Source organism: Streptococcus parasanguinis (assembly GCF_031582885.1).
Classification (GTDB): Bacteria; Bacillota; Bacilli; order Lactobacillales; family Streptococcaceae; genus Streptococcus; species Streptococcus parasanguinis_M.
The window spans coordinates 1,388,211-1,405,180 of the sequence record NZ_CP133988.1; the positions used below are offsets into that span (position 1 = coordinate 1,388,211).

Sequence of the window (16,970 nt, forward strand, 5' to 3'; positions counted from 1 at the left end):
ATTTGGATGTATAATCCGAATCCTTTTTTGTTTCTTATTTTTTGGTCACAATACCGATAATGGTATCAACTGAGCGTTCCATGGTTTGGAGGCTAACGTATTCAAAGCGACCATGCATGTTTTCACCGCCGGCAAAAATATTTGGTGTTGGAATCCCCATAAAGGAAATTTTAGATCCATCTGTACCACCTCGGATTGGTTCAATGATTGGAGTGATTCCAAGATCTTCCATGACTTCCTTAGCAAGGGTAATCGGTGTCATATCTTTTTCAATCACTTGCTTCATGTTGTAGTACTGGTCTTTGAGGGTGAGGAGAACGCGTTCGCTACCGAGTTCCGCATTCATTTGATCGGCAATAGATTTCATGAGGTCTTTGCGTTTTTCAAAGCTTTCGGTTTCAAAGTCCCGAATGATGTAGCTGGCACTTGCTTCCTCGACAGTTCCATCGATGTTCATCAAGTGGTAGAAGCCTTCATAGCCTTCGGTTAATTCTGGACGTGCTCCTTCAGGGAGTTTGTTATGGAAATCAATGGCCAATTGAAGAGCGTTGATCATTTGACCTTTGGCTGTACCTGGGTGGACATTGCGCCCTTTGAAGGTGATTTCAGCCCCAGCTGCTGAGAAGGTTTCGTATTGAAGCTCTCCGAGAGGACCACCATCGACAGTATAGGCAAAGTCTACATCAAAATCCTCTGCATCAAATTGATCTGCACCGACTCCGATTTCTTCATCGGGACCAAAGCCGACACGGATTTCTCCATGTTTGATTTCAGGATGAGCTGTCAGGTATTCAATAGCTGTCATGATTTCAGCGATACCTGACTTATCATCTGCACCCAGAAGGGTAGTACCGTCAGTCGTGATCAAGGTTTGTCCCTTGTAGTTGTTCAAATGGGCAAAATCGGCTGGATCGAGTGTGAAACCAGAGTCACCAAGGGCAATGACACCCCCATCATAATTCTCAACGATTTGAGGATTGACATTTTCGGCATTGAAGTCAGCGGTATCCATGTGAGAAATAAATCCAATCTTGCGTGTAAAGCTTGGATCATTGGCTGGAAGTGTTCCAATAGCATAGCCGTTTGGTAAATAGTAGACGTTTTGAAGGCCCACGCGTTTCATTTCAGGGATCAAGACGTTTGTTGCAAAATCAACTTGTGATTGGGTACTTGGAGTGGTTGTAGAATTTTCGTCTGAACGTGTGTTAACCTTTACATAGGTAATAAAACGGTCCAACAAATTTTGGTATTTCATGATCATTCTCCTTTTTCAGTTTCAATTAATTTGTGAATAGCATGGGCCACGCCATCCTCATCATTGGTCAGGGTGATGAAGTCTGCGATTTCCTTGACAGCAGCATTGCCATTTCCCATAGCGACGCTGTAACCAGCAAAACGTAGCATTTCAAGGTCATTATTGGCATCTCCAAGAGCCATGACCTGGTCTCTCCTGTAACCTAATGTTTGACTTAATGTTTGAAGAGCAGAAGCCTTGCTCGCGCCTTTTGGCAGGATTTCAAACAGGATATCCTGTGAACGAACAGTGTTAAAATCGGCCTCTAATGCAGCCTCGTGCTGAGTTTGGAAGTCATCAATAGCAGAAGGATCTCCTACATACATGGCTTGAAAAATAGGAACAAGGTTGGGCAGATCTTCTTCTGAGACAGGTGTCGGTTTACTATTAACAATGCCCGCATCCATCGTGACAAGTTCACTGGCTTCAGGTGCGACCACTAAGTAGTGATCCATGTCAAATAAGGTTAGCTGGACGTCTGTATCTTCCGTCAAAACTTGCAACCGGTGCATGTCCTTAAGACTCAATTCTTCCTTGCCAATGATTTCCCAATTCTGAGTAGACAAGGTTGTACACCCGTTATTGATAATCATATAGTAGTTGCCGTCAGGGAGTCCAATCTCTTCAAAGATAGGACGGACACCCGCTAAGGGACGCCCAGTACAGATCACAATGTCATAGCCGGCTTCATGGGCCCGGTGAAGAGCTTCAATATTGCCTTTAGAGAGAGATTTATCTTCATGCAAGAGAGTTCCATCCAAGTCAATCGCGATTAATTGAATCATTTGAGCTCCTCCAAATCAAGAGGAACAAAGCCATCAATCACTTTCCCAATCACCCCAGGTTCCTCATCTAGTGGAATGATTTGATCACTATATTTCTTATTGAGGGATACCAGTCGAATACCGTTGGCCTCACGAAATACCCGTTTGATCAAGGTCTGCCCATCAAAATCAATGGCATAAATAGCTCCTGCCTGATCGTAATAGGTTTGCTTGATTAAGACAACAGCTCCTTTTTCGTATTTAGGCTCGAGGGAATCCGTATGAATCCAAAAAGCCAAATCGTAAGGAATCTTTTGATCAAACCAGACGATATCAGCTTGCTTCTGATTTTGGTAAGCTGCAAAAGAATCATAGACAGAATACGAGTGGTATTGCTTTTCAATTTTCTGTCTTTCTTTTTGATGGGTCAAGAGACTCTTTCCATAAGAAAGAAGATTTTCTTGATTTCCTTCATCGAGCTGTTTATACAATCGTTCGATCTCTGAATCAATGACCACAAAATCATTGCGCAATCGAGGGTCAATATCAGCAACTGCTACCTGGAAAAAGGCTGCAATCTTCTCTAAATTTTCGGGAACGGGAAGAGAAGTTCCTTTTACATATCCAGTCAGGGTACTTGCAGGGATTCCAGTAATACGAGATAATTCGATCTGTTTTTTTCCTTGTTCTTTCAGTAATTCTCTAATCTTTTCCGATATAATCCGTAATGCCTCTTTGTCTTGAAGGCTTGCTTTTCCACGACCTCTGGCCAACGTACTCACCTCCTTGTATTTACCCTTACTATTATAATGAATTAAATCGAAAAAGTAAATAGAAATCCCTGAGAAATGCGAAAAAAGATGAATTTGATCTAAATCGGATTTTCTTTTTAAAATTTATCAGCTCTTCCTTTACTTTTTGAGGAAAAAGGTCTAAGATAAAACCAAAGAGTTCATGGAGGTGGAGCTATGATTCGTACTGTTCAAGTCAAAGATGCAGGTCAAATTAGAGATTTATGTCACCAAGCATTGGGGTATGATTCGACCCTTGAAAAAGTGGCAGCTCAGATCCATAAATTTAATTCGCCAGATTCGGATCATTTTTGCTTTGTTTATGAAGAGGACCAAACAGGAAATATTCTTGGTTATGTGGAAGCGGAAGTCTATGAAAGCCTCTATAGTGATGCTGGTTTAAATATTTTGGGTCTTGCGGTTTTTCCATCTGCACAAGGACGTGGGATCGGTTGCCAATTGATGGAGCGAGTTGAAGAACTTGCCAAAAGCAAGCATTATGCTTTTATCCGTTTAAATTCTGCCTCTCATCGAAAAGAAGCTCATGTCTTTTACGAACGGATTGGATATGAGGGGAATAAAATGCAGAAGCGATTTTTGAAAATAATGAATTAAGATAGGCAAAGGCCTATCTTTTTTGTTATAATGAAGAGTACGATTAAATTTACTAGGAAGATGATTATGCCAAATTTTGAAGAATTAAAAAAACGACAAGAGAAGATTCGGAACTTCTCGATCATCGCCCATATTGACCATGGAAAGTCAACCTTGGCCGATCGAATCTTAGAAAAAACCGAAACCGTGTCTAGTCGGGAGATGCAAGCCCAACTCCTAGATAGCATGGACCTGGAACGGGAACGTGGGATTACCATCAAGCTCAATGCCATCGAGTTGAACTACACAGCCAAAGATGGGGAGACCTATATCTTCCACTTGATTGACACACCGGGGCACGTGGACTTTACCTATGAGGTTTCGCGTTCGCTGGCTGCCTGTGAGGGTGCGATTCTCGTAGTGGATGCTGCTCAAGGGATTGAAGCCCAGACTCTAGCCAATGTTTACCTTGCTTTGGACAACGATTTGGAGATTCTGCCAGTTATTAACAAAATTGACTTACCAGCTGCAGATCCAGAACGTGTGCGCACAGAAGTAGAAGATGTCATCGGCTTGGATGCCAGTGAAGCAGTCCTAGCTTCTGCCAAGGCTGGTATTGGGATTGAAGAGATTTTGGAGCAGATCGTTGAGAAAGTTCCTGCTCCGACAGGTGATGTTGAAGCACCTCTTCAAGCCTTGATCTTTGACTCCGTTTATGATGCCTATCGTGGAGTAATCCTTCAGGTTCGAGTGGTCAATGGAATGGTCAAACCAGGCGATAAGATCCAGCTCATGAGCAATGGAAAAACCTTTGACGTCACTGAAGTTGGGATTTTTACTCCTAAAGCGGTTGGACGTGATTTTCTTGCAACTGGAGACGTCGGCTATATTGCGGCCTCTATCAAGACCGTTGCAGATACCCGTGTCGGGGACACTGTGACCTTAGCGACCAATCCAGCAGCTGAGCCTCTTCATGGATACAAGCAAATGAATCCAATGGTCTTTGCAGGTCTTTATCCGATCGAATCCAATAAATACAATGACCTTCGTGAAGCCTTGGAAAAATTGCAATTGAATGACGCTAGTCTTCAATTTGAACCGGAAACTTCTCAAGCCCTTGGTTTTGGTTTCCGTTGTGGTTTCTTGGGACTCCTTCATATGGACGTTATCCAAGAGCGCTTAGAGCGTGAGTTCAATATTGACTTGATCATGACGGCACCGTCTGTTATCTACAAGGTCAATTTGACAGATGGCGAAGCACTAGATGTGTCTAACCCATCTGAGTTCCCAGATCCAACCAAGATCGCTTCGATCGAAGAACCTTATGTCAAAGCGCAAATCATGGTGCCACAAGAGTTTGTCGGAGCTGTCATGGAATTGGCCCAACGCAAACGTGGGGACTTTGTGACCATGGACTACATCGATGAAAATCGAGTCAATGTCATCTATCAAATCCCACTAGCGGAAATTGTCTTTGATTTCTTTGATAAATTGAAATCCTCTACTCGTGGCTATGCGAGCTTTGACTATGAGTTGTCTGAATACCGTCCTTCTAAATTGGTCAAAATGGATATCCTCCTCAATGGCGATACTGTCGACGCTCTCAGCTTTATCGTTCACAAGGACTTTGCTTATGAACGTGGTAAGTTGATCGTTGAGAAGCTTAAGAAGATTATCCCTCGTCAACAGTTTGAGGTGCCCATCCAAGCAGCTATCGGTCATAAGATCGTGGCCCGTACAGATATCAAGGCCCTTCGTAAGAACGTCTTGGCCAAGTGTTATGGTGGGGACGTCTCACGGAAACGCAAGCTTCTTGAAAAACAAAAAGCCGGTAAGAAACGGATGAAAGCCATCGGTTCGGTAGAAGTGCCACAGGAAGCCTTCTTATCTGTCTTGTCAATGGATGAAGAATAACAATTAGAGAGTGGGACAGAAATCGGTAATTCGTTAGAATTCGATTTCGTCGTCCCACCTCCGCACAGTTGAGTAGGGCTGTAAAAGCTGATGAAATCAGTGTAGTAGAGCCCACTCAACCACTGCGTTTTGCTCGACAATCCAAAAACAATTAAGAGGCTAGGACTTTTGTCCCAGCCTTTTGTTTTAGGTATAAAAGAAATAGACTGAATGAGAAAGGTTCTATCAGATGTGACACTTATCCTATTTTAAAATACCCACTTTCATGGTAGACTAGAAGAAAGAAAACGTTCTCAAGGAGGTTGAGCATGAAACACAAATTATTGACCGCATCACTGACGATTCTTTCTACCTGCACACTCATGGCTTGTAGTCACACTACTAAAAAGGACACAGCAGCTTCTTCTACAAAATTGAGTAGCAGCAAAGTCGAAAAGCAAACAAGCAGCTCTTCGTCAAAGGATACTTCTTCTACAAAGAAAAACACTCCCAGTCAAGAAACCAAGCGGATTGGAAATGCAGATTATGGATACATCGATATTCCAAGTAAATGGTTCAAGTTCACGGATATCGATGGGACAGAAGCTGTCCAATATACAGATGGCAGTGGCTATAATATTGTCACCTTGAACAGCTTTACCCGGGAAAAGGCCAAAGTTCCTGCAGATATCGAGTTTAATGCTGAATTTCTAGCCAAGAAACTAGCCGTAATGTGGCAAGATAACCAGGATGTTGGAAAGATGACGGGAGCGCGGACTAAAGTCGCAGGTCTAGACGCCTACCAGCTTCAAATTGTCATGAAATCTGGTCAATACCTGATTACTTGGGTTTTCCAGAAGGGTGAAAAAGTTTATACCATTTCTTTTGAAGGGGATGCAGAAACCTTGAAAACCTTTATCCCATACATTGAAAATACTTGGAGCCTAGATGGAACAGGCGCTATAACGGATTGATGAAGAGAGGCTAGAATCATTTCTAGTCTCTTTATGCTATAGAAATCGCACTTTCAAATCCTAGAAAATCATGGTAGACTAGTGGAAAGAAAATACATCATTGAGGAGAGAATATGAAAAATAAGTTCCTACTCGCGTCTGTTACGTTTTTGTCTGTTGTAAGCCTTTCTGCTTGTACTAGTCCAAAGAAAGAGTCTAGTAAATCATCGGCAGCATCTAGTTCCACGAATGTGGTGAAAGAGACAACAAATTCAAGTAGTAATGTAGAAAAAATTCCAGATAGTGATAAGGGGAATGTGAAAACGAAACGAATTGGATCAGCAGATTATGGCTATGTCAATATTCCAAGTGACTGGAAAAAGAATGATAGTATCCAAGTCGGAGATAATATTCAGTATACAGATAAAAACGCCTTCAATATTATTGTTTTAAATGCTGCCACTAGAGAAAAAGCAAATGTCCCTGAAGGAGTGGAATTTAATGCAGAGCTAATAGCTCAAAGATTGGAGAGTAAGTGGAATGATTATAAAATTGTTGAGAAAATGACAAAATCTACGACGACTGTTGGAGGAAATGAGTCGCTTAAAATACATATTTTTCTCAAGTCAGGCCTGCAGGTTGCTGGTTGGGTATTCCAAAAAGATGATAAGGTTTATTTGATTGTTGTTGAAGGATTTGAGAAAACAATAACTCAATTTACTCCTTATGTCGAAAACACTTGGAGCTTAGACGGAACGGGCGCTGTAACGGATTAATCAAGTGAGATAGATCGCAGGATCTATCTTTTTTCACAGTCTTTGTGGTATAATGCTTCTATTGTTTAGAAGAGGAAATAGAGGATGACACAGGAAATTGATATTGAAAAATACCATCAGTTAGCTCTCCAAAAGCAAAAGGAGCACCGCAAGGTATTGGCAAATCTCAAGAAGAAGCCACCTAAGAATTTAGATAAAATAGCGCAAGAAATCCACGATGAAGTTTTCCAAGAAATCGATTGTACGGCTTGTGCCAATTGTTGTAAGACCTTAGGGCCCGATTTTAAGGAAGCGGATATCACGCGGATTGCCAAGTATTTCAAGATGAAACTTCCTGCCTTTGAGGCTGAATTTCTTCAAGTTGACGAAGATGGGGACAAGGTTTTTAAATCCATGCCTTGCCCCTTTCTTGGTGGGGACAATCTCTGTTCCATCTATGATGTTCGTCCAAAAGCTTGTCGGGAATTCCCTCACACCGATCGCAAGAAGATTTATCAGATCAACCATCTGACCATCAAGAATACCCTCACCTGCCCAGCAGCTTATTTATTTGTAGAAAAATTGAAGGATCGTTTGTAATGGCATATACATTTTTACTTTTTGATTTGGACCATACCTTGTTGGATTTCGAATCTGCTGAAGAAACGGCCTTGACACAAATGTTAGAAGACATGAATTTTCCAGATGTACAGGCCTTTAAAGATTACTACAAACCCATGAACCAAGGGCTCTGGAAGGATTTGGAACAAAAGAAGTTAACCAAGCAAGAGCTAGTGGATAGTCGGTTTGCGATCGGGTTTGCCCACTTTGGGATTTCTGTTGATGGGGCTGAGATAGCTCTTCGCTACCAAGATTACATCAGTCTTCAAGGGCAGTCTTTCCCAGGTGCGGAGGACTTACTGGCCAGACTTGAAAAAGCGGGTTACCAGCTCTATGGTGCAACGAATGGGGTGACTGCGATTCAAGAAGGTCGCTTGGCTCACTCTACAATCGCTTCTTATTTCAAAGAGGTCTTTATCTCTGAGCAGCTTCATACTCAGAAACCAGAACCTGCATTTTTTGACAAAGTTGGCCAACTGATTCCAGGTTTCAGCAAGGAGGAGACCCTCATGATCGGAGATTCTTTGACGGCGGATATCGCAGGGGGAAATGCTGCGGGGATCGATACCATCTGGTATAATCCAAATCATAAGGAAAATACCAGCCAGGTAGTGCCGACTTATACCGTTAGCAACTATCAAGAAATCGCCGATTTACTGATAAAATAAAAAATTTTAAATACTGTCAAGTTTTTTTCTTGACAGGTCTATAAAATGTGTTATAATAGATCATGTGCTAAATAGCTTGTCTATTTCACCGAAAATTAAAATATAGAAAAGAGACTTATAAAAATGGCAGTTAAAATTCGTTTGACTCGTATGGGTTCTAAGAAAAAACCTTACTACCGTATCAACGTAGCAGATTCACGTTCACCACGTGATGGACGTTTCATCGAAACAGTTGGAACTTACAATCCACTTGTTGAAGAAAACCAAGTAACTTTGAAAGAAGATCGCGTTCTTGCATGGTTGGCTGATGGAGCTCAACCTTCAGATACAGTTCGCAACATCCTTTCAAAAGCTGGTGTGATGAAGAAATTCCACGATTCTAAATTCTCAAAATAATTTTTTAAGTAGGTTGATGTATGGATACGATTGAAAATCTCATTATTGCAATTGTGAAACCCTTGATTTCACAACCGGATGCCTTAACCATCAAGATCGAAGATACTCCTGAATTTTTGGAGTACCATCTTGACCTTGATCCTAGCGATGTTGGTCGTGTAATCGGTCGAAAAGGTCGCACCATTTCTGCGATAAGAACGATTGTCTACTCTGTCCCAACTGAAGATAAAAAAGTAAGAATCGTTATTGACGAAAAATAAAAAGGCGGGACTTGGTCCCGTTTTTTGTTGCAAGGAGAAAGAATGAAAGAAGTGACTATTCGGCAGTTACAAGCCTATTTACAAGAACATTACCAGAATACCCGGACGGAAGAAGGTTTGTTTATCAAGCTGGTTGAAGAGGTTGGCGAAGTAGCCGAGGTGTTAAATGGACGTTCTGGACGGAAAGAGGGTGTCCAAGATTCAAATGAGGAATTGGCTAAAGAACTAGCTGATATCATTCACTACACGGTCGCTATCGCGGCCATTAATGAAATCGACCTTACTAAAACTATCTTTGAAAAAGATAAAACAGCAGCCGTAAAATACCAGCACGAGCGGGATTTGGAGCAGTTTCTAGCAGATAAGTCCATTTGAGAAAATCTCTTGAACGTGATAAAATAGAGTGAATAAACTACACTGGAGAAATCATGAATTACTTTAATGTCGGGAAAATTGTCAATACCCAAGGCTTACAAGGAGAAATGCGGATCTTGTCTGTGACAGACTTTGCAGATGAACGCTTTAAAAAAGGAGCTGAGTTGGCTCTTTTTGATGAGAAGGATCGTTTTGTCCAAACAGTGACCATTGCCAGTCATCGCAAGCACAAGAACTTCGACATCATCAAGTTTAAGGATATGTACCATATCAATGCCATCGAAAAATTCAAAGGCTTTAGCCTCAAGGTTGCGGAAGAAGACTTGACAGATTTGGAGGATGGCGAGTTTTATTACCATGAGATCATCGGCCTTGATGTTTATGAAAATGACCAGCTAATCGGTCAGATCAAGGAAATCCTGCAACCAGGTGCCAATGACGTTTGGGTCGTGAAACGCAAAGGCAAACGCGACCTTCTCTTGCCTTATATCCCACCAGTGGTGCTCAACATCGATATCCCAGGAAACCGGGTGGATGTAGACATCTTAGAAGGGTTAGACGATGAAGATTGATATTTTAACCCTCTTTCCAGAGATGTTTTCTCCCCTTGAGCATTCCATCGTCGGCAAAGCCCGTGAAAAGGGACTTCTCGAGATCAACTACCATAATTTCCGTGAAAATGCGGAGAAAGCGCGCCATGTGGACGATGAACCCTATGGTGGCGGGCAAGGCATGCTTCTACGCGCTCAACCGATTTTTGATGCCTTTGATGCGATTGAGAAAAAGAATCCGCGCGTGATCCTGCTGGATCCTGCTGGTCGGACCTTTGATCAAGCCTACGCAGAAGAGTTGGCTCAGGAAGAAGAATTGATCTTTATCTGTGGTCACTATGAGGGCTACGACGAGCGGATCAAGACCTTGGTGACGGATGAGATTTCTCTTGGCGATTATGTCCTGACGGGTGGCGAACTAGCGGCCATGACCATGATTGATGCGACGGTGCGCTTGATTCCGGAGGTGATTGGAAAAGAGTCCAGTCACCAGGATGACAGTTTCTCGTCTGGACTTCTAGAATACCCTCAATACACACGACCTTATGAGTACAGAGGAATGACAGTTCCCGATGTTCTCATGAGTGGTCACCATGAAAATATCCGTCAATGGCGCCTCTATCAGAGTTTGAAAAAGACCTTGGAGCGTCGCCCTGATCTGCTTGAAAACTATGAATTGACAGCAGAAGAAGAGAAGATGTTGGAACAAATTAAACAAGAAGACTAACAGCGTCAGCTGTTTTTCTTTTGCCTCAAAAATTTATGAAAAAAACTTTTTAAACCTACTAGTTATTGGTAACAAAATGTGGTATGCTAAGGGGTAGAGAAACTTCAAGAAAATAATTCAGTTTTGGGGGTGAGTTTAATGGGAAAGAAATTAGGAAAATCGGTTTTCACGACAGGGATTGCTGCGACAACGGTCCTATCTGGCATGTTTCATCACAAGGCAAATGCCGAAGAGGTCAAACAAAATGAAAATCCAGAAACCAACAGCACGGAAGTAGTCGAGAAACCAATTACGGTTGATGAGTTGAAGCAAATTACAGCTCAAAAAGGCCAAGTGGTAAAAGATATCCACTACCAAGAGCAAAAAGTGATCGATGCTCAAACGGATGTCAAGGCGGCTGGACAAGAACTGGAAGAAAAGAAAGCAGAAGTGACGGATGCGGAAAACCTCATCGCAACGACATCGGATGCCCAAGTTCAGAATGCAGAAAATGACGTCAAGGTGGCTCAAGCCTATGTGACTATCGAAGAAAATAAGGTTCGAGAAGCAGAAGCTGCCCATGACCAAGTCGTAGAGGCTGTTCGTCAACAGGAAAATCAGGTTACTGCTCAGGAATCTTTGGTCGATGTAGCACAAAATGAATTGAACCAAGCCAAAGCACCGATTTCAAATGATGAGAATGTGCTCAACCAAGCCTTGTTGGAGCAAAGCCAAGTCGAGCAAAGTATCCGAGAATCTCAGAATTACCTTGCAACCTTGCAAGCGAGTCAGCAAACTGGCTCAGATACAGTGGCTCAAATTGAGAGCGACATTCAACTGGCTCAAACACGTCTGACAGATTTGAAAGCGGTCATCGCCACCAAGGAAGCAGAATTGGCAGCTTTAGAACAAGCAGCGGCCAATAGTCCAGTTCAGTTGAGTCAAGCGACTTATGAAGGTTATTTGCAACACTTAGCCGAGAATGGCAATGAAGCTGCAGCGAGTGCTTTAGCCCTCTACAAGCGTGGTCGGGAAGAAGACGGCTTGACAGTTGGAGAGTCTGGATCTTTGCAAGCCAACCTTCGTGCACTTGAAATTGCGGATGCTATTAATAGCTATCGTCGCAACGCCGGATTGCCTGAATTGGAGCTGGATCCTTATTCCCTTCCTGCCAGCCAAGTACAGTTAGAATACTTCAAGAAAGCCAACTGGCATATGTTTAAGTATTTGCCAAACGAGAACATTGCATATGGCTTCTCACCTGCTGGTGCGGTTGATTTTTGGTACAATGAAAAAGCAGCTTATCAAGAAGTAGCAGCTCAATATGGTCTACCAACAGACGAAACTCAAATCGATGCCAATGATATCTATATGAAGATTGGTGCTGAGGCCTTTGCTAAGGTTGGTCACTATCTCCAAATGGTAGACAACAAAGCGACAGCTTTATCAGTCGCTTATGACCCTAGCAATGCTATGTCAGAAGCAGCTTTCTTACACAGTCCGGTCCATTCAGCAGTGTCAACCAGTGCACTCGCTTACCAATTGCGTCAGGGAGCTGGGGCTACGACGACAAGATCAGATGTGAAAGCCAAATCTGATGAAGTCGCTAATCTCAAGTTGGACAAGGCCAATCAAGAGTCACAAATCATTATCTTGCAAGGCAAATTAGAAGATGCCCGCCATGCTAATTCAAATGTGGCAGTAGAGATGGCCAATGTCCAAAAGACCATCCAAAATTACAAGATTCTTCTCGTTAGCAAGGACCACGCAGTTGAAAAGGCGAAGGCGACTCTTGATGTATCTCGAGGTCGGATTGAAGCAACCATCCAACCAAAAGAAGCAGCACTTCAAAAAGCGAAGGATTTGTTAGCAGCAGCGCGTGAGAAATTAGATCTATTAAAAGCAGAAGAAGCAGAAAAAGCCCAAGTCGTTCAAGAAGCGCATGAGGGCTTGAAGGCGGCGCAAGAACGTCTGGTTGCTGCTGAAAAACGTCTTTCTGACTTTAAAAATGCACCAGAATTATTGGTCAAAGCCCAATCTGTTTTATCAGCTGCGGTGGCTAATTTAGAGAATAAAAAAGAAAAATTGGAAGCAGAATTCACAACCCTTCAATCTTATCAAAGTGTCGTGGAACTGTTGAATTCCCAATATGAAGATCTAGCCTCACGGATAGATCCAGCTATTTTAGAAGCAGCAGATATGCCAATGGATATCCGCTCAAGCAATCCAACTACTTTTTCGGATAGACCAACAGTTCTTCCAACAACTACCAATAGTCCGAAAGTGCAAGCACCAACAGCTACTCCAGCTCCAAAACAAGAAGCTAAAGTAGAAGAAATCAAACCCAAAAAAGAAAACAGCCAAGCTGTGGCAAGTACAGATTCTTCCAAATATGCAGTAGCAACAACAGGTGTTGCCGTCGGGCTACTTGCTGGATTGTTTGGTTTTAAGAAAAAGAAACAATCTTCAAAAAATGATTAAGACATACCGAAGATAGAGTGGATGCTTAGACACTTTATTGCTTAAAATCTTCAAAGAAGATAGATGAGGGTGGGAAAAGAACTCGCTTAACAAAATGAGTTCTTTCCTGCTCTTTTTTTGTACACTTTTAGAATTTTTGAAAGAAAATGATAGAAATTGATAAAAAGTGTTGACATTTTTTGGAGATGGAGTATAATAGTCCTTGTAATCGATTGCAAAAGGAGGAGAAATGCTTAAGTCTGAACGAAAACAATTCATCCTCGAGAAGGTACTGAAGGAAAAATTTGTTTCCTTAGAAACCCTTGTACAAGAGCTAGGGACGTCTGAATCAACGGTTCGACGTGACTTGGATGAATTAGAAGCTGAAAGTAAACTTCGCCGGGTTCACGGTGGTGCGGAAAGCCTGCATTTTCTTCAAGAGGAAGAAAGCAATAAAGAAAAATCTATCAAAAACATTCAAGTTAAGTCAAAGATCGCTGTAAAAGCGGCGGAATTGATCAAAGATCATGATGTGATCTTTATCGATGCCGGGACGACCAATGAACTTTTGGTACAAGAAATTGTCAATCCAACGGTAACAGTGGTGACCAACTCGATTCACCACGCGACCAAGTTGGTCGAGCGAAATGTTCCAACGGTCATCATCGGTGGGAAGGTAAAATCTTCTACAGATGCTAGTATCGGAGGGATTGCGCTCAATCAGATCGGTCAGTTGAATTTTGACAAGGCCTTTCTTGGAATGAATGGAATCGATGATGAATTTTACAGCACTCCAGACCTGGAAGAAGGATCTGTTAAGCGTGCGATTATCGAAAATGCGAAAAAGACCTATATCCTAGCGGATGATTCGAAAATTGGGGTGACATCCTTTGTCAAAGTGGCTCAGATCAAGCGAGCCATGATTATCACCAATCAATGTGAACCGCAACGATTAAAGGTTTTAAAAGAAAAAACGGAGGTTATAGAGGTTTGATTTATACAGTTACACTGAATCCAGCAATTGACTATATTGTCCGTCTCGATCATGTAGAGACCGGAGCTGTCAATCGGATGGCTTCAGAAGATAAATTCGCCGGTGGTAAGGGAATCAATGTCAGTCGCGTTTTAAAACGTCTCGATATCGAGAACACAGCGACTGGATTTATCGGTGGCTTCACTGGACGCTTCATTGAAGACGTATTGACTAGCGAAGCCATTTCAACCAACTTTGTGACAGTGGACCAAGATACACGGATCAATGTCAAGATCAAAGCTGATGAGGAAACAGAGATCAATGGGAATGGCCCAGAAGTGACGGAAGCTCAGTTGCAAGAATTGCTCAACATCTTATCGAGCTTAACAGCAGATGATGTGGTAGTCTTTGCAGGATCTGCCCCATCTTCACTTGGAAATACCGTTTACAAACAATTGATCGCAGCAACTCGTGCGACAGGTGCGCAAGTCATTTGTGACTTTGAAGGGCAAACCTTGATTGATTCCTTGGAGTTCAATCCCCAATTGGTCAAACCAAACAACCATGAGTTGGGAGATATTTTTGGCGTTACCTTGACGGAATTGCCAGAAATTGAACGCTATGCCAAAGAAATCTTGGCCAAAGGAGCACAAAACGTCATTATTTCCATGGCGGGTGATGGTGCTCTCCTCGTCAGTCCAAGCGGAACTTACTTCGCAAAACCAATCAAAGGTCAAGTGAAGAACTCTGTCGGGGCTGGAGATTCCATGGTAGCTGGCTTCACTGGGAAGCTCGCAACAACAGGAGATGTCATCGAAGCCTTCAAATGGGGCGTGGCTTGTGGAACAGCGACCACCTTCTCAGATGATTTGGCGACAGCTGACTATATAAAAGAAACTTATGAAAAAGTAGAGGTAGAAAAACTATGAAAATTCAAGACGTTTTAAATAAAAACGTGATGTTGTTTGACCTTCAAGCAACAGATAAAGAGGGCGTGATCAATGAGATGGTCCAATCGCTCGTTGACAATGGTGTGGTGACAGATTTTGATACTTTTAAAACTGGAATCATGAACCGTGAAGCACAAACTTCAACTGGTTTGGGTGATGGAATTGCTATGCCTCACAGCAAAAATGAAGCAGTCAAAGAAGCAACAGTCTTATTCGCAAAATCAAACAAGGGTGTGGACTATGCATCACTTGATGGACAGCCAACAGACTTGTTCTTCATGATCGCCGCTCCAGAAGGAGCAAACGACACTCACTTGGCAGCACTTGCTGAATTGTCTAAATACTTGATGAAACCAGGATTTGCGGACAAACTTCGCCAAGCAAGCACTCCTGATCAAGTGATCGCAGCCTTTGATGCAGAAGAGCAAGAAGCTGCCGCTGAAGAAGCGAAAAAAGCAGAAGCAGTCAAAGAAGCAGCTTCATCTGACAAACCTCTCATCGTTGCCGTTACAGCATGTACAACAGGTATCGCCCACACTTACATGGCAGAAGAAGCCCTCATCAAAAAAGGGGAAGAAATGGGCGTTACGGTCCGCGTTGAAACCAACGGTGCATCAGGTGTCGGCAACCGCTTGACAGCTGAAGAAATCGCAAAAGCTGAAGGGGTCATCATTGCAGCAGATAAAGCAGTTGAAACCGCTCGTTTCGATGGCAAAAAATTGATCTCTAAACCAGTCGCAGCTGGTATCCGTCAGACAGAAGAATTGATCCAAACCATCTTGGATGGCAAAGCAGATGTCTTCCACGCTGAAAATGCTGCACAAGCTAGCGCTAGCCAAGAAAAATTGAGCTTAGGTGGAGCCTTCTACAAACACTTGATGAGTGGTGTTTCTCAAATGCTTCCATTCGTTATCGGTGGTGGTATCTTGATCGCCCTTGCCTTCTTGATTGACCAAGTTATGGGTGTACCTCAAGATCAATTGTCTAGTCTTGGTTCTTATCATGTATTAGCAGCACAATTTAAAACAATTGGTGGAGTAGCCTTTGGCTTCATGCTTCCTGTACTTGCAGGTTACATTGGATTCTCAATCGCTGAAAAACCTGGTTTTGTAGCAGGGTTTATCGCTGGATCTATTGCTAGCTCAGGGTCAGCATTTGGAAATATCGCCTACGGTGCTGCTAAAGGTGAATTACCAGCAGCCGTATCATCAGGTTTCCTTGGAGCTTTGGTAGGTGGTTTCCTTGCAGGTGGAGTTGTTCTCTTACTTCGCAAAGCCCTTGCAGGTCTTCCACGTTCACTCGATGGTATCCGCTCTATCCTTCTCTTGCCATTGCTTGGTGTTGGTTTGACAGGATTCTTGATGTTCCTCATCAATATTCCAATGGCTGCTATCAATACTGGTCTTAACAACTTCCTTTCAAGCTTGTCAGGTAGCTCAGCTGTCCTTCTTGGACTTCTCGTCGGCGGTATGATGGCTGTCGATATGGGTGGACCAGTTAACAAAGCCGCTTATGTCTTCGCTACAGGTACACTTGCTGAATCTGTTGCTTCAGGTGGTTCTATAGTTATGGCAGCTGTTATGGCAGCTGGTATGGTTCCTCCATTGGCAGTATTCGTAGCAACTGTATTGTTTAAAGATAAATTCACACAAGAAGAACGCGATTCAGGTTTGACAAACATCGTTATGGGTCTTTCCTTCATCACAGAAGGTGCCATTCCATTCGGTGCAGCTGACCCAGCTCGTGCCATCCCTAGCTTCATTGCTGGTTCAGCATTGACAGGTGCCCTTGTTGGTCTTGCAGGATTGAAACTAATGGCTCCTCACGGAGGAATCTTCGTTATCGCCCTTACATCAAATCCACTTCTTTACATCTTGTTCGTATTGATCGGTGCAGTTGTAAGTGGTATCTTGTTCGGATTGCTTCGCAAACCTAAAAACTAAATATGATTAAAAGGTTGGGAAAC

Annotated in this window: 18 protein-coding genes; 15 read left to right on the plus strand and 3 right to left on the minus strand. The window is 42.7% G+C overall.

Annotated elements, in window-relative coordinates; translation table 11 throughout:
- Window positions 1-34 precede the first annotated feature (34 nt).
- The 3 genes from pepT to RDV49_RS06590 are packed head-to-tail and all read right to left on the minus strand — an operon-like array spanning window position 35 to window position 2,831.
- Complete coding sequence (pepT, locus tag RDV49_RS06580) at window positions 35-1,255, minus strand: peptidase T (protein ID WP_037607922.1); 1,221 nt, start codon at window positions 1,253-1,255, stop codon at window positions 35-37.
- A gap of 2 nt (window positions 1,256-1,257) precedes the next feature.
- Window positions 1,258-2,079, minus strand: a complete 822-nt coding sequence (locus RDV49_RS06585; protein WP_003007489.1) for a Cof-type HAD-IIB family hydrolase — start codon at window positions 2,077-2,079, stop codon at window positions 1,258-1,260.
- The gene (locus RDV49_RS06590; RefSeq protein WP_037607919.1) at window positions 2,076-2,831 is read right to left on the minus strand and encodes a LexA family transcriptional regulator; all 756 of its coding nucleotides are present in this window, start codon (window positions 2,829-2,831) and stop codon (window positions 2,076-2,078) included. Before RDV49_RS06590 ends, RDV49_RS06585 begins: the two co-directional genes overlap by 4 nt.
- Window positions 2,832-3,026: 195 nt before the next feature.
- Between RDV49_RS06590 and RDV49_RS06595 the strand changes: the two genes are divergently transcribed.
- From RDV49_RS06595 to RDV49_RS06665, 15 genes are all read left to right on the plus strand, one after another.
- Window positions 3,027-3,464, plus strand: a complete 438-nt coding sequence (locus RDV49_RS06595; RefSeq protein ID WP_003007486.1) for a GNAT family N-acetyltransferase — start codon at window positions 3,027-3,029, stop codon at window positions 3,462-3,464.
- Between the two features lie 66 nt (window positions 3,465-3,530).
- Window positions 3,531-5,357, plus strand: a complete 1,827-nt coding sequence (gene lepA / locus RDV49_RS06600) for a translation elongation factor 4 (protein ID WP_037607917.1) — start codon at window positions 3,531-3,533, stop codon at window positions 5,355-5,357.
- Between the two features lie 308 nt (window positions 5,358-5,665).
- Window positions 5,666-6,310 carry a hypothetical protein gene (locus RDV49_RS06605; RefSeq protein ID WP_003007482.1) on the plus strand — a complete coding sequence of 215 codons (645 nt, stop codon included), beginning with the start codon at window positions 5,666-5,668 and terminating at the stop codon, window positions 6,308-6,310.
- 113 nt (window positions 6,311-6,423) lie between these two features.
- Entirely contained in the window at window positions 6,424-7,065 is a 642-nt protein-coding gene (locus tag RDV49_RS06610) for a hypothetical protein (RefSeq protein WP_003007480.1), read from the plus strand.
- 84 nt (window positions 7,066-7,149) lie between these two features.
- Window positions 7,150-7,644 carry a YkgJ family cysteine cluster protein gene (locus tag RDV49_RS06615; protein WP_003001664.1) on the plus strand — a complete coding sequence of 165 codons (495 nt, stop codon included), beginning with the start codon at window positions 7,150-7,152 and terminating at the stop codon, window positions 7,642-7,644.
- The gene (gene pynA / locus RDV49_RS06620; protein ID WP_003007477.1) at window positions 7,644-8,333 is read left to right on the plus strand and encodes a pyrimidine 5'-nucleotidase PynA; all 690 of its coding nucleotides are present in this window, start codon (window positions 7,644-7,646) and stop codon (window positions 8,331-8,333) included. The genes RDV49_RS06615 and pynA overlap by 1 nt, the downstream gene beginning before the upstream one ends.
- Window positions 8,334-8,456: 123 nt before the next feature.
- Entirely contained in the window at window positions 8,457-8,729 is a 273-nt protein-coding gene (rpsP, locus tag RDV49_RS06625) for a 30S ribosomal protein S16 (RefSeq protein ID WP_003007475.1), read from the plus strand.
- A gap of 20 nt (window positions 8,730-8,749) precedes the next feature.
- Entirely contained in the window at window positions 8,750-8,989 is a 240-nt protein-coding gene (kphA, locus tag RDV49_RS06630; RefSeq protein ID WP_003001620.1) for an RNA-binding protein KphA, read from the plus strand.
- A gap of 42 nt (window positions 8,990-9,031) precedes the next feature.
- Entirely contained in the window at window positions 9,032-9,364 is a 333-nt protein-coding gene (locus RDV49_RS06635; RefSeq protein WP_003007473.1) for a MazG nucleotide pyrophosphohydrolase domain-containing protein, read from the plus strand.
- 53 nt (window positions 9,365-9,417) lie between these two features.
- Window positions 9,418-9,936 (plus strand): ribosome maturation factor RimM, encoded by a 519-nt coding sequence (gene rimM, locus RDV49_RS06640; RefSeq protein ID WP_003007471.1) that lies wholly within the window; start codon window positions 9,418-9,420, stop codon window positions 9,934-9,936.
- On the plus strand, window positions 9,926-10,642 hold the full coding sequence (gene trmD, locus RDV49_RS06645) for a tRNA (guanosine(37)-N1)-methyltransferase TrmD (RefSeq protein ID WP_003007469.1): 717 nt from the start codon (window positions 9,926-9,928) through the stop codon (window positions 10,640-10,642). Before rimM ends, trmD begins: the two co-directional genes overlap by 11 nt.
- A gap of 138 nt (window positions 10,643-10,780) precedes the next feature.
- Complete coding sequence (locus RDV49_RS06650) at window positions 10,781-13,102, plus strand: CAP domain-containing protein (protein WP_003007468.1); 2,322 nt, start codon at window positions 10,781-10,783, stop codon at window positions 13,100-13,102.
- A 229-nt stretch (window positions 13,103-13,331) separates the two neighbouring features.
- Complete coding sequence (locus tag RDV49_RS06655; protein ID WP_003007466.1) at window positions 13,332-14,075, plus strand: DeoR/GlpR family DNA-binding transcription regulator; 744 nt, start codon at window positions 13,332-13,334, stop codon at window positions 14,073-14,075.
- Complete coding sequence (gene pfkB, locus RDV49_RS06660) at window positions 14,072-14,983, plus strand: 1-phosphofructokinase (protein WP_003007464.1); 912 nt, start codon at window positions 14,072-14,074, stop codon at window positions 14,981-14,983. The genes RDV49_RS06655 and pfkB overlap by 4 nt, the downstream gene beginning before the upstream one ends.
- Window positions 14,980-16,947 carry a PTS fructose transporter subunit IIABC gene (locus tag RDV49_RS06665; protein ID WP_003007462.1) on the plus strand — a complete coding sequence of 656 codons (1,968 nt, stop codon included), beginning with the start codon at window positions 14,980-14,982 and terminating at the stop codon, window positions 16,945-16,947. The genes pfkB and RDV49_RS06665 overlap by 4 nt, the downstream gene beginning before the upstream one ends.
- Window positions 16,948-16,970: the final 23 nt, after the last annotated feature.

Bases quoted from the DNA above. Each gene is read 5' to 3' on its own strand.
- pepT (WP_037607922.1), bottom strand. From the start codon at position 1,255: ATGAAATACCAAAATTTGTTGGACCGTTTTATTACCTATGTAAAGGTT.
- RDV49_RS06585 (WP_003007489.1), bottom strand. From the start codon at position 2,079: ATGATTCAATTAATCGCGATTGACTTGGATGGAACTCTCTTGCATGAA.
- RDV49_RS06595 (WP_003007486.1), top strand. From the start codon at position 3,027: ATGATTCGTACTGTTCAAGTCAAAGATGCAGGTCAAATTAGAGATTTA.
- lepA (WP_037607917.1), top strand. From the start codon at position 3,531: ATGCCAAATTTTGAAGAATTAAAAAAACGACAAGAGAAGATTCGGAAC.
- RDV49_RS06605 (WP_003007482.1), top strand. From the start codon at position 5,666: ATGAAACACAAATTATTGACCGCATCACTGACGATTCTTTCTACCTGC.
- RDV49_RS06610 (WP_003007480.1), top strand. From the start codon at position 6,424: ATGAAAAATAAGTTCCTACTCGCGTCTGTTACGTTTTTGTCTGTTGTA.
- RDV49_RS06615 (WP_003001664.1), top strand. From the start codon at position 7,150: ATGACACAGGAAATTGATATTGAAAAATACCATCAGTTAGCTCTCCAA.
- pynA (WP_003007477.1), top strand. From the start codon at position 7,644: ATGGCATATACATTTTTACTTTTTGATTTGGACCATACCTTGTTGGAT.
- rpsP (WP_003007475.1), top strand. From the start codon at position 8,457: ATGGCAGTTAAAATTCGTTTGACTCGTATGGGTTCTAAGAAAAAACCT.
- kphA (WP_003001620.1), top strand. From the start codon at position 8,750: ATGGATACGATTGAAAATCTCATTATTGCAATTGTGAAACCCTTGATT.
- RDV49_RS06635 (WP_003007473.1), top strand. From the start codon at position 9,032: ATGAAAGAAGTGACTATTCGGCAGTTACAAGCCTATTTACAAGAACAT.
- rimM (WP_003007471.1), top strand. From the start codon at position 9,418: ATGAATTACTTTAATGTCGGGAAAATTGTCAATACCCAAGGCTTACAA.
- trmD (WP_003007469.1), top strand. From the start codon at position 9,926: ATGAAGATTGATATTTTAACCCTCTTTCCAGAGATGTTTTCTCCCCTT.
- RDV49_RS06650 (WP_003007468.1), top strand. From the start codon at position 10,781: ATGGGAAAGAAATTAGGAAAATCGGTTTTCACGACAGGGATTGCTGCG.
- RDV49_RS06655 (WP_003007466.1), top strand. From the start codon at position 13,332: ATGCTTAAGTCTGAACGAAAACAATTCATCCTCGAGAAGGTACTGAAG.
- RDV49_RS06665 (WP_003007462.1), top strand. From the start codon at position 14,980: ATGAAAATTCAAGACGTTTTAAATAAAAACGTGATGTTGTTTGACCTT.